10 protein-coding genes are annotated in these 13,227 nt (G+C 41.5%); all 10 read right to left on the reverse strand.

The window, feature by feature from the left end:
- Window positions 1–11 precede the first annotated feature (11 nt).
- Entirely contained in the window at window positions 12–1,127 is a 1,116-nt protein-coding gene (locus tag HDF25_RS18995; RefSeq protein WP_184627677.1) for a GNAT family N-acetyltransferase, read from the reverse strand.
- Between the two features lie 115 nt (window positions 1,128–1,242).
- A complete protein-coding gene (locus HDF25_RS19000; RefSeq protein ID WP_184627679.1) occupies window positions 1,243–1,665 on the reverse strand; it encodes a secondary thiamine-phosphate synthase enzyme YjbQ in 423 nt (140 codons plus the stop codon).
- A gap of 91 nt (window positions 1,666–1,756) precedes the next feature.
- Window positions 1,757–2,893 carry a thiol-activated cytolysin family protein gene (locus HDF25_RS19005; RefSeq protein ID WP_184627681.1) on the reverse strand — a complete coding sequence of 379 codons (1,137 nt, stop codon included), beginning with the start codon at window positions 2,891–2,893 and terminating at the stop codon, window positions 1,757–1,759.
- A 118-nt stretch (window positions 2,894–3,011) separates the two neighbouring features.
- The gene (locus HDF25_RS19010; protein ID WP_184627683.1) at window positions 3,012–4,391 is read right to left on the reverse strand and encodes an AMP-binding protein; all 1,380 of its coding nucleotides are present in this window, start codon (window positions 4,389–4,391) and stop codon (window positions 3,012–3,014) included.
- A gap of 9 nt (window positions 4,392–4,400) precedes the next feature.
- Window positions 4,401–4,646 (reverse strand): acyl carrier protein, encoded by a 246-nt coding sequence (locus tag HDF25_RS19015; protein WP_184627685.1) that lies wholly within the window; start codon window positions 4,644–4,646, stop codon window positions 4,401–4,403.
- Window positions 4,647–4,676: 30 nt separating this feature from the next.
- Window positions 4,677–6,083: an MATE family efflux transporter gene (locus HDF25_RS19020; protein ID WP_184627687.1), complete on the reverse strand. Its 1,407-nt coding sequence runs from the start codon at window positions 6,081–6,083 to the stop codon at window positions 4,677–4,679.
- Between the two features lie 18 nt (window positions 6,084–6,101).
- Window positions 6,102–7,916 (reverse strand): IucA/IucC family protein, encoded by a 1,815-nt coding sequence (locus tag HDF25_RS19025; RefSeq protein ID WP_184627689.1) that lies wholly within the window; start codon window positions 7,914–7,916, stop codon window positions 6,102–6,104.
- A gap of 12 nt (window positions 7,917–7,928) precedes the next feature.
- A complete protein-coding gene (locus HDF25_RS19030) occupies window positions 7,929–9,257 on the reverse strand; it encodes a lysine N(6)-hydroxylase/L-ornithine N(5)-oxygenase family protein (RefSeq protein ID WP_184627691.1) in 1,329 nt (442 codons plus the stop codon).
- Between the two features lie 11 nt (window positions 9,258–9,268).
- Entirely contained in the window at window positions 9,269–11,716 is a 2,448-nt protein-coding gene (locus HDF25_RS19035) for a GNAT family N-acetyltransferase (RefSeq protein WP_184627694.1), read from the reverse strand.
- The gene (locus HDF25_RS19040) at window positions 11,688–13,220 is read right to left on the reverse strand and encodes a pyridoxal phosphate-dependent decarboxylase family protein (protein WP_184627696.1); all 1,533 of its coding nucleotides are present in this window, start codon (window positions 13,218–13,220) and stop codon (window positions 11,688–11,690) included. The genes HDF25_RS19035 and HDF25_RS19040 overlap by 29 nt, the downstream gene beginning before the upstream one ends.
- Between the last annotated feature and the right edge of the window lie 7 nt (window positions 13,221–13,227).

Consider the following 13,227-nt stretch of genomic DNA (forward strand, 5'->3'; position numbering starts at 1 on the left):
CATTGCAGAATTTAAATTGTTTTTTCGTAAATTCTGTATTTTTTGTAAGGATCGCCTTTTATTGCACGGATAGCATTATTTACTAAATCATTGTGTTCCAGTGTCCAGGATGCCTCTGCGTACTTTAATCCTTTAGCTTTATAGGCTTTAATAATGTTACCATACAAACAAGCTTCGATACCCATTTTACGATAACCTTCTACTACACCCAGAAGCAAAATCCTGATCCCTGATACTTTCTTTTTATTCATTAGTAATTTGAACAGACCAGTAGGGAATAATCTTCCTCTTTTAATTTTGATCAGGATTTCGTTGATGTCAGGAATAGCTGCCCCAAAACCAACGATCTTTCCATTCTGTTCTGCAACCAGACAGAAATCAGGATCCAGAATCATTTTCAGATCTTTAGCCTGGTAGTCATATTCCTCATCGTTCAACGGTACAAAACCCATGTTTTTGTCCCAGGCTTTATTGTATACTTCACGAAGGCTTTCTGCTTCCTCCTTGAATTTTTTCATGTTGATCTTACGGATCGTGATATCGCTTCTTTTTAAGCGTTCCTGTAATTTATCCAGTAACTGTACAGAGCGGTCATCATAGTTATCACCATTCCACTTCCATGCAATCAGGTCTACCTTTTTGGCTAGTCCTGTTTTTTCCAGTAAGGCCGGATAATAGGAAGCGTTATAAGGCATCATTACTACCGGAGGCATATCAAACCCTTCAACCAGTAAACCGCATGATTCATTGGTTGAGAAATTGACCGGACCGATTAATGTAGCAACTCCTTTTTCCTTTAACCATTTCTCTGCTTCGGCAATCAGCATAGCAGCACTTTCAGTGTCATCAATACAGTCGAAAAAACCAAAGAAACCATCGTTAGCCTGGTTAAATTCATTATGACTATTGTTTAATATAGCTGCAATACGACCTGTAACTTTATCTCCATCATACAGTAAAAATGACTGAAGGGTAGAATGTTTATGAAAAGGGTGCGTGGTTAGCAAATCTTTTTGTGCAATAAACAATTCCGGAACATAGTTTGGGTCGTGCTGATAGAGCTCATGTGGAAAATCAATAAATGTCTTAAGTTCTTTTTTTGATTTTACCGCAACAATTTTTTTCATATAAATAATTTGAAGGAGAGGTTGATTACCGTTTCTAATCCGATTTTAACATTTCGGTCTCCAAATATATTCAAATGGATAATAGCTTGTATAATTCGTCAAAATTTTGATCACATCATTCTCCCCATGCAGTTAGCATTATTGCCCTGGCCCCCCCGTAATTGCGGTGTTCACAAAGATAAATTCCCTGCCAGGTACCCAGTGCCAAACGACCATTGCGAATTGGAATCATTAATGAAGTGTCCAGCAGCGCTGTTTTCAAATGAGCGGGCATATCATCAGACCCTTCATCATCATGAAGATAGTCCGGGTCATTTTCAGGAACGGCTTTATCGAAAAATAATTGAAAATCATGGCGTACGGTAGGGTCGGCATTCTCGTTAATCGTCAGCGAAGCAGAAGTATGCTGTATAAAAACCTGAAAAATACCAGTTTTTATCTCGCTGATCTGTGGAAACGCCTGAAGAATATCTTCTGTAATCAGGTGATATCCTCTTTTTCTTTCTCTGAGCAGGAGTGAATGCTGGTAAATCTTCATGTCTTCAATATTTGAGGGGCTAAACTTAGCATCTTTTTCAGAAACATAACGTAGCAAGAGGTGGGATTATTTTAACCACCTCTTTTTCACCTTAATTGGTTTTGATGACTTTCTCCCTTTGTACATTTACCCTGACTACATATCCTTGTTGAGGTACCCTGCTGTAATCGACACTATGGTTTAAAGTATAGAATAATGGGCTGCCATAAGTAGAGGCGGAAAAGGTTCCTTCGCTTGAGATCAAGTTGTAAAAACCTTGTATTTTCTGTAGTCCACTTGCCGATTCCACACTTTTTGTTCCGGAATAACTATAGCCATTCAGGTAGGTATGTATCTCGGCGGTTGTTAACAGTTTTTCTTCATCAGCACCCAATGGCTGGGAAGTTCTGATTTTATTAGTAATCACATTCAGTTGTTCTGGTTTGGCATCGGCTTGAAGGGTCAGTAAACCCATTCGTCCATAATCGATACTACTTACAGAGCTGATTTTGCTTTTGTTCAGTATATTGTTGTCTACCTTGGCTTTAAAAACAGAATACTCCGGAATGTCCATATCAATACCAAAGTTGACCTGCACAGCTCTGAGCACAATTCCATTTCTGACTTTGGTGACAGTTCCTGTATTTTCAGTGGAAATGCCAAATAATTGCTTAATATCTACATTGCCACCAAAAAGAATATTCAGTTCATTAAGATGGGTGAAAGCGAAGCTGTTATAGGAGAAATTATAGATCTGTTTATGAACGGCTGTGCCGGATAAAGCTCTTTTTAGATAATCTAAAGTAGCTGTGTAAGAAGGTTTTTCGATTACAAAGTTAAATTTGTCCGGTAAATTCAGGAATGTAGGACTGACAGTTATAGGATTGACTTCATAATCCGCAACTACTTCCGGATCTATTTTCTGTCCGGTAAAATTACCCTTTAGAATTGCACAAGGAAATATTTTTTCCTGGAAAGCAGGCAGAATCATCAATCTGCTTGATGGAGTATATTGCAGCAGCAGGGTATGGCTCACCTGATCTGACCACACGCTGTCTTTTAAAAGACTATATCCACTGCTATTGACCAGATTTTCTAAGTTAATATAGCCTGAGGCACCCACAACAGGTGGTACTACCGGCGGTATTACAGGAGGGAGGACCGGAGGATTAGGAGGTACTACAGGTACTTCAGTTTTACTGCAGGAGCATAAAAAAAGTATAACTAGGGCAAGGTTGATTATTCGCATGATTCATAGGGCTTTAACACAAATATAATCAGCGTTTTCGACCTAAGTGGTGACATCGGTTAAATAATTAAATATTTAGGCAATATTCCGGAATAACCGGGATATTGCCTAAAATCATTTAAACCTGCTGATAAAGTGATCTTGCAGAGGTATAATCTACCTTTCCGTTAGGAGTAAGAGGTATTTTACTGACTTGTTTTATTTTGATAATGCTTGGATGCAGGTTGAGTTTCGTTTTCAGAAACTGTTTAATTTCCTCATCCTTTAAGTCCTGATTAAGATGGATAACCAGCAAGTGTTTATCTTCCACTCCGATACAGGCAAATGTCTCCCCGTTAAAGGCATTTTTAATAATCAGTTCTATCTCATCCAGGTTAAAACGTGTGCCCAATAGTTTGACAATGCGTTTAATCCGTCCAATGATATAATAATAACCTTCTTCGTCTTTTTCAGCAATATCACCGGTATAAAGGACATCTCCAGGTTGAAAAGTATTTAAATCTGCCGATTTTGTGGCATATCCGCCAAAAACGTTCGGCCCCGAATAAAGCAGTTCGCGGGTTGAGGGATCAATCTGGAAACTTCCGTTTCTGATCGGACGTCCGATAGAAGTATTTTTAGTTTTCAGATCCGCAGGTGAAAGATAGGCCATTCTTCCGGCCGCCTCTGTTTGTCCGTACATTACAAAAAACTGCTGTCCGCGTGGGGCAACATATTCTTCGATGACTTTGGCCAGAGTCTGATTCAGGATTCCTCCTGTCTGGGTCATATATCTTAAAAATGGATATTCCTTCTTGAAAAAATCTATTCTCTGGAGCATTTCATAGACATAAGGTACACCTCCTAAGGAACTGAACTGATATTTCACAAAATCATCCCAGAACTCCTTTTGCAGGACATCCCTGTTGGTACAGATAATTGTACCTGCTTTCAGCGCATTTGTCGTGAAAATTGAAAGACCATACACAAAGATGACCGGAACATTTAGCGGGGTTATATCGTCTTCCCTGATTGGCAGGAACTCAAGAATGGCCTCCGCATTGTGAATCAGATTTTCTTCAGACAACTTAACGAATTTTGGAGAACCCGTTGTTCCTGATGTGCTGAGTAACAGTTTGATGTCCGGATGAATAGGGTAGTCCGGTTTCAGCTGATGCTGGAATAACCGGATTCTGGAAGAAGCCTCGTGTATATCAAAACCGGGTATTTCTGTTCTGGAAGGATCATAAATGTAATATGGCTGATAAACCTCTTCCAGTTCCTGTTTGTAAACCGGACTGAGCTGGGGGCTAAGCAGGCTGACAGTAAAGCGACTGCCCAGAAAGTTAAGAAAAACCTCTATTGAGCCAATCAGATTGTCTGCGTAGATAAAGACCAGCGCCTGGCGGTCATCGATAACCAGCGAATGATGGAAATCAGCTACTCCATACGACCGGTCGGTGAAAGGATCTATAAAGGTTAATTTTTTATTATTTTGAATTAGATCATAAAGTCTCATGGCAGTTTTTTAATTGGTTTGCATTACCCCGTATTTCTGTAAGATCTCTCTTACTTTGGGCATGGTGTTCATTTCCAGCATGTCGTCTGTTTCTATAGAGATACCAAAAGCTGTTTCCAGTTCGGTCATTAATACCATGTGTGACATAGAATCCCATTCTGGTATGCTCTGGTAAGCCAGATCATCATTAATTTCTTCCAGTGGCACTGACAAAGCCAAAGCCATGACTTCATCTAATTTCTGTGATTTGTCCATTTGTTTTGTAGGTTGTTTTTCTTGATTAAATTATATCTTGGTTTTCTTCCAGTTTCCTTTACGAAAGACGATAATACAGGCCACTGCCAGTACGATTTCTGAAACTACAATGGCAGTAAAAATCCCTTTTGGCCCCCAGTTCATGGAAATTCCCAAAAGATAAGCCAGCGGAAGCTGCGTAATGTAAAATGTCAGCACATACAGAAAGGTGACCAGCTTGACATTTCCGGCAGCATTTAATGCTCTGGATATCACCATGGTATAACCTAGTAAGATGTAAGCCATAGAAATGTACTGGATATACATTGTTCCACTTTCGATAACTGCCGGTACGTTTGTAAAAAGACTGACTACAGGTTTTGCGTAGAAGAACCAGAATACGGCTACCAGGCACAGGAAACACATATTAAAGAAACCAGCTCTCCAGACTGAAGCCTCTGCACGCTCTGACTGATTTGCGCCGAGGTTCTGACCGGTAAGTGTGCCAGCTGCATTGCCAATACCCCAGGCGGGCATAGTGGCTACCGAAGCTACCCTTTGCGCAATAATATATCCTGCCAGGGCATCTCCGCCAAAATGAGAGACAATCCTGATCATCATCAGCCAGCTCGATGCGGGAATGATATACTGAATGGTACCGGCAAATGTTAATTCCAGGATCTTTTTCATAATGGAGCTGACCATGACCAGTTGTTTTCTACCGATAATGATAATTGTTTTTCCTGTGGTCAGGTACCAGATCTGATAGCTGACCCCGAATACCCGTGAAACTAATGTTGCGATTGCGACACCCATTAAACCAAAAGCAGGAACGAATCCCCAGCCAAAAATGAATAATGGACATAATGCGATATTCAGTGTATTTGAAATCCAGAGCGTACGCATGGCCATTGCCGCATCACCTGCTCCTCTGAAAATACCGTTCATCAGGATGCGCATGATGATGAAAATAATACTACCGAACATGATTTTAGAGAACCATCCGCTCTCCTGAACTAAAGCATCAGAGGCACCTGCCAGACTTAATACACTCCCCGAAAATGAAAATGTTAAAATACTTATTAATAGCGCAATAGATGCCCCTATGTAAATAGCCTGCATCGCTGTCAGGCCGGCTCTTTCCAGCTCTCCTTCGCCAACACGGCGTGAAATCATGGCTGATGCAGCAGTACTCAGTCCGATGGCCACCGAATAAGCGAGTGTGGTGACCGACTCCGTGATTCCGACAATGGAAATAGCACTGGCACCAAGGCGACTTACAAAAAATATGTTTACACATACAAATAACGCCTCCATGACCAGCTCAAGTACCATGGGTACTGATAGCAATACAATAGCCCGGTTGATACCTCCGCTGGTGAATTTCTTCTCTCTGCCCAGGAAAGCTTCCCGGAGCAGAGAAAGAAAGGAGCGAGTCTGTAAAATGATAGTCTTCATTATTAGTGTTTAATAGGTTTAATTGGAAATTTCCTGTTCTTTTTTAGTTGCAATAGGATTAGCTAAGACGCCACCTTTTTTAGGTATGGCGAAGTCTGTACCTTCCTCATAACCTTTAAATAAGCGTAAACTATTGATGTAAAAACGGGCAAATTCAGAAACAAACAGATCAAAACGTTCAAATTTTTGCTGTAGTTCCGGATGTTCACGCTGATAATCCATGACGATGTCATTGACCTGTTGCCAGAAATCATCTTCATGGTAGCCCAGGTGTGTATGGAATACATCACTCAGGTATCTGAAAAATGCGTCGAATACGCCCAGCAGGATGAATAAAGGCACATCATCTTTGTTGGAAGACTGTATCATACCATCTGCTAAGTCAGCTGGAAGTTTTTCCCTTGCATCCCTGGTCAATACAATGTCATCTACAAAATCCTTGATAATCATGCGGCTTGGTACATAGTCCTTCATGATCAGGATGATGTTTTCGCCATGCGGGGTTACACAGAGAGAATGATTGTAATAAAGCTGTAACAATGGTTTCAGGTAAACCGTTAAATAAGCATTCAGCCATTTCTCGGCCGTAAGTCCCGATTTTTCGATCAGTGAACCGACCAAACTCTTGCCCTCGTCATCTACGTATAACAGCGCTGCCATAGTCATCATTTTCTCTCCCGGCAGCAGATACTTTTCAGCACTTTCGCGCCAGAGCACACCAAGCATTTCCCTGTATTGATAAGGGGCACCTTTGATAGCCTGGTAATGCGGGTGTAAATAAGTGATAGTGGCTACTTCACCCAGTAAAACCAGTCCCAGGTCCTGAAGGTAAGCGTCGCCGTCAAGCATATCTTTTACCCATTGGGTCACCCGGGGGGCAATAGACATCTGCTTAGGCGATAAACCACGGATATTCCCAGTGCTTAATATAGATACAGCTGTTTTTACGTAGTGTTTCTTTGGATAGGATAAATTATATAATGTACGGATGCTTTGCTGACCAGCGTATTCATCTTCTGCCAGACCTACCGGTATCAATAAGTGCCCGGCAATATCAGCCGCAAACTGAACTACGATTTTATTATTCCACTGCCAGTCATGCACAGGCATAAAATGATAATGCGCAGGGTCCAGCCGCAGATCTGTCAGGACTTTTCTGAAAGCCAGGAGTGTCTCATTACCCAGTTCAGCTTCATAAAATGCCTGTTGTTCAATTTCAGTCAAGGCATAAAAAGTAGCTCTGCTCTGATGAACAGCAATCCAGTTTAAACGCATGGTCTGACCGGTTTCGGGCGCATATTTTGTGTAATCTTCATGATTAAAACCTAAACGGCTTTTGTTGACAATTACCCATGGATGTCCATCCATCTGATGTTCAACGGTCTGATAATGCGCATCGGCCAGTTCATCAGCTGTTAAGCGGTTATAGCTGTGTATATAAGCATCAGCATATAAAGTATGGGTCAGCTCTTCCAGGTAATGTGCCAGGGTAAATGACTTCATGCCAAATGTTTCCTGCATTTCAACGAAGAAATCTCCGGCATCAGTTGCTTCAGCAGTTAGTCCGCTGACATGTTTTTTGATAGATTCCGGATAAACATGCCAGTAATCCAGCACACGGGGAGAAGCAGAAAAAGTATATTGTATATGTTCCTGGTCTGTTTGTAAGCGGAATTGCGTCAGGCCGGTTGCATCAGCAGAGATCATCTGAGGTTTAGCAACTTGTTCATGCATTAATTCGGCGATAGATTTGGCCAGCAGGTTCTGGTTCACTTTTTTCCAGCGGCCGGTTAATAATGGGTCTGTACCCTTAAGTGTATGATTGATTGTCATTTTTTGATAGATTTAAAGGATAACGGTATCAAGGTCATTGAATAAAACAGGACTTTCCTCCAGTCCGAACTCCTGGTAAGCAATACGTTCTTCAACTTTGTAGACTTCTCTTTCTGCCAGTTGATTGATAATGATAGAATTACGGTAAGCACCCATTCCAAGATCAGTTGAAATAAAGCTGTGTGTATGTGATTCGGCATTCTGAACAAAGATTTCACTGGCATTATGGTCTATCGTATAGTTGCGGTTAACCGCATAGAGTCCATTTTCAGACCTTGATATACGCTCCTTAATTCCTTGTAAAAATTCAGGTTCATGATAAGTATAACCCGTTCCCAGTACCACAAAATCAGCTGTGCTGTAAAATTTTTTCTGCTGGGCAACATGCGTAAGTTCAAGGGTGTAAGTGTCATCTGCTTCGGCATTGATATGGTCAAGCTGGATATTAGGTCTCAATTGTACGCTGATTTCCTCGTCACCCACAGTCATTTCATACATCAGGTCATAGATCTGGTTAATCAGATCGAAGCTGATTCCTTTGAAAAGAGACTTCTGCATCGTCAGCATTTGCTTCCTTTTGGCAGCAGGCATATTATAGAAATAGTCAATGTATTCGGGTGAAGTGAGCTCGAGCGAAAGTTTTGAATATTCCATCGGGAAAAAACGGTCCGGTCTTGTAAACCAGTTCAGTTGTAAACCATGTTTTGTCTGTGGTAAAAGATCGTAGAATACCTCTGCTGCACTTTGTCCCGATCCGATGATCGTCACCGATCTGCTTTCCAGCATTTCTGCTTTACGGTTTAAATAGGCCGACGTATGGATCACATTCTGGAAATCTGCCTTTTTAACGAAATCAGGTACATCCGGACGGGTTCCGGTACCTAATGCCAGTTTTTTAGCGAAATAAGTTTTCGTTTCCTTTGTTTTTAGATTTAGTACGCTGACCTGATACAGACCATCCTCAAAAACCACTGATTTGACTTGATGAGAGAACCTGCAGTTGAGTAATTGTCCAGCCACCCATTTACAATAGGCATTATACTCCTTGCGAAGCACAAAGAAGTTCTCTCTGATGAAGAATTTGTATAAACGTCCGGTTTGTTTCATGAAATTCAGGAAACTGAAATGACTGGTAGGATCTGCCATAGACACACAGTCACAGAGAAAAGGAGTTTGCAGGGTAGCACTGTCCAGCATTAAACCAGGATGCCAGTTAAATTCTTCTGACTGGTCAAAGAACAGGGATGACAATTCATTTACAGGTTCCAGCAGTGCTGCAAGACCAAGATTAAAAGGGCCAATACCAATGCCTATGACCGAATATGTTTTTTTTGTGTTCATTTAAATTACTGTTAATGGATTAATTCTGCGACAGGACTGATTTTTATAGCTTTATTAGCGGGGAATTTTGCCCAGTACCATTCGCGGTAGCAGAAATTCAGGTTGGCTTTTTTATGTGGGAGTTCAATTACTTTTTCAATCTTAAATCCGACATGTGCTTTATTCATAATAGAGGCCAGGGAATCCACAGACCCTTCACCAACCATTTTACCGACTTTATCTTCAGAGAATACCCAGTCCAGCATACATTGTGTAGAGGGAGAGGCATATTTCTTTCTGGGATCAACCGGGGCAATGAACTGATGTGTACCATAATCTGTTGGTAATACATCGTAATAATCCCCAAGCATGTCGCGTGTAGCCCAGTACACTTCGAAATTAAAGCTGGGTTCGCCGTTTGCTTCACCTATATAACTATGGATCACATCACCAGGCAGGAGCGTCCGGTAGTAATTCTCAAGCTGCCTGATCGGCCAGTCCATCTGCCATATTTTTTTAGCATGCTCTCTGTGAAACCATTCGTGCACCATTTCCAAATCCTGATCCAGGTCAAAAGGACGGATACTGATCGTTACATTTTCTTTTGGGAAGTAACGACTGTACAGGATTTTTTTTCCTTCCGGATGAATCAGTTTGTTAGAAAAGAAATGCAGATGTAACAGGTTAGGATAAGGGGTACGGACAACCTGAGTTGGTGCGCCTGCTCCGTCGATATGGTGCAGGCTAGTCAGTAAATTTGCTTTTTCACTCCAGTTTCTGCTGCTTAACAGGTAAGAAACCAGACCAGTTGTATCATTCGGTCCAATCTCTTTCAGCTTCTGATAGATTTTATCAAGCAGGACATGCTCATCAGCCAGGCCATTACAGCCCAATGCGTTGATTAACCCAAAAAGGTTACTGATTAGAAGATAGTGGGTAATAATATTAAAAAGACGGTCTTCCGGGATAAATGATTTACCCTGTTCGGCTAATCCGGGCAGTAGGGCTGTTAATTCATCTTTCAGGCCTGCTCTGAAAAGAAAACCTTGATTGTCGCGGAAATGCAGTTTCTCCGGAAACAGATAGTCATCAAATTCAATCAGTAAATTCTGCTGATGAATTTCACAGGCCAGACCAAATTCATTGAACAAACCTATAGCCGGGACAAGAATCAGATCCAGATACTGATCAAACCATTCTACAACTATCTGGTGCAGGGGTTTATCATTGCGGATAGCTGCTTCTTTGAGGATATTGACTATCCTTGCAGGCTGTCCGGCAATACCGTCCTGACACAGAGAGGCTAATAAACTTACATTTTTCTTTGCACCTGCTCCTTTGAAAGGGTTTTCCCTGAAAGTGGTATTCAAACCATTGATCACTTCTCCTTTATAAGAAACGGATACAAAAGCCGGATCAGTGATAAATTCTATTTCCGGATAAGTCGCTTTCAGTTTTTCACCCCAGGTTGTTTCCAGTAAACGTGCTACATCATAACCGCGGTGCATCTCATGCAGGTAGTTGACCCTTTCGGCGCTGGTTATTTTGACATGCAGTGAAAGTTTGTACATCCAGTCACTCTCTGCATTATAGACAGTTCTTACCGAGGACGTCGCGGTGAATTCAGGTCCCCAGGCACCCAGGTCATAAATGACCATTTCAGCTTCCATCTGTTTGATAACTGGTTGCTTTTTTAAATATTCGGCTTCCCATGGATGTGCAGGAATAACTTTCCAGTCCGGATGTCTGTTGATGACCTGCCGGATCCCTTCATGATTTTTGGTGTAATTCAGTAAATCATTTTTTAAGATTACTGTCGGATTAAGCTCAGCGACACTTGCTTCAGTAACCAGGTCAGGGTGGATCAGAAAATAATGAAGCTGAAACTGTCCGCCGGTTTCAGGTGAGTATTTAAGCAGGTCTTCCTGTGTAAAGCCCTGACGTCCTTTAGTTAAAGCATGTGTGTTATGGCCCGAAGCCATCAACTGTTCAGCTTCGATAAAAGTCATTTCAGGCCGGTTAAGCTGTTGTCCTGTTTGTTCAAAATGATCCAGGAAGGTATCTATATTGGCTATGCTTTGTGTTAAACGTCCTGGAATAGAAGCAGCATCAATACCAGGATAGTTTAATTTAGCCTCAGTAATGACCAGTTCCAGGAAACGGAGTGGATCAATAGTCCTGATTTCATCTGTTTCTGTATTTCTTTCAAATACAGGAAAATGAAATAAATGTCTTCTGGTTGCTGAATAATAACGCAATGGAGCATATACTTCAATATGTTCAGCTGAAAAATCAAACTTCAGGTGCAGTTCATGGCCTGTAGCTCTTAAATGAGCCGCTAAAGCTTCATCATATTTCGGAACTCCCTGGTAGCAACTCCAGTTGGCGAATTCTCCACAGCAATTATTTAGTAATACTGTGAAGTTTAATTCTTCAGCAGTCTGATGCCATTTAGTTGAGTGATAGGTAGTCTGTTCCATGTTTTTTGATGATGTTTAAGATATTTTGGATATCATTCAGATTGGTAATCGGGTTAAGCAGCGTGAACTTCAGGTAAAAGGCGCCATTAACTTTTGTGCTGGCTACCAAAACTTCACCACTGTTAAACAGTGATTTCTTAATATACTGGTTCAATTCACAGGGGTCGTAACTGGTCTGTCCGGGGTTGATATAGCGGAATACCAGGACACCCAGATCCGAATCGCTTAATAATTCGAAATGCGGATCTTTATCAATGATTTTAGCCGTGTCTGCTGCTGTATCAATAATAGATTCAGTGTATTCACCGAGTTTCTGTTTACCCAGAAGTCTTAGCGTGAACCAAAGCTTAAGGGCATCAAATCTTCTGGTACTTTGGGTGATTGATTTGTTAATTTGCGCAGGGAGTTCGTCGTAATCCTGTTCTTTCGGGTTCAGGTAATCTGCATGGTGTTTAATTAATCCCAGCTGATGTTTTTCCCTGACCAGGAATGCACTGCTGCTGATCGGCTGGAAGAAAGATTTATGATAGTCTATAGTAACCGAATCTGCGTCGGCTATGCCATCCAGTAAATACCTGTATTTTGTGGTCAGTAACAAACCGCATCCATAAGCCGCATCCACATGATACCATAACTGATATTTTTTGGTCAGTAGCGCAATTTCTGCCAGCGGATCAAGATTTCCGAAATCTGTTGTACCTGCAGTAGCCACTACAGCGATCGGAATATTCCCCAGTTCAAGTTCTCTGATAATCGCTTGCTCCAGCAATTCACTGTCCATTCTGAAACGGGAGTCAGTTTTGATTTTGATAACCGACTGTTCACCCAGTCCTAATAAAGATGAATTTTTCTGATTACTGAAATGGGCCTTTTCTGAGACAAAAATCCTGAAACGCGAGGCTTCCGGTGGATTGCCATTTAATTTGATATTATGCTTCAGGTACTTCATGGCGTAATAATCTCTGGCCAGCAGTAATCCCATCAGGTTACTTTGAGAACCACCTCCGGTGAATACACCATCACAGTCAGGTCCGAAACCTATTTCGCGTCCGGTCCAGTCAATCAGTTTACGCTCCATTAAAGTACCGCCTGCGCTCTGGTCATAAGTATCCTGCGAGGAGTTGATGGCACTGATCAATACCTCGGCTGCCAATGCCGGAATAACAACCGGGCAGTTTAAATGGGCGATATAACGGGGAAGGTGAAAAGCAGTGGCGTGTTTTACATACAAGGTTTCCACTTCCTCAAACAAACTTTTGTAATCGGGTAGAGGGGTATCAAAATCAACCTCAGCGAATATAGAGCCTAAAGCTGCCGGACTGATCCCACTAAAAGGCTTTTTGTTATTCTCCAGGAAATTCCGGACTACCTGTTTTGCACTTTCAATAGCCTCACTATACTCTTCTGTACTTCCTTCATGAAAAATATCCTGGTAAGGATTCTCTTCTCGGGTGTCTGTCAGGAAAGCTGATTCTTGTAAATCAGGTAAGATTTCTGTTTTCATAATAGGG

The organism is Pedobacter cryoconitis (assembly GCF_014207135.1).
GTDB classification, from domain to species: Bacteria; Bacteroidota; Bacteroidia; order Sphingobacteriales; family Sphingobacteriaceae; genus Pedobacter; species Pedobacter cryoconitis_D.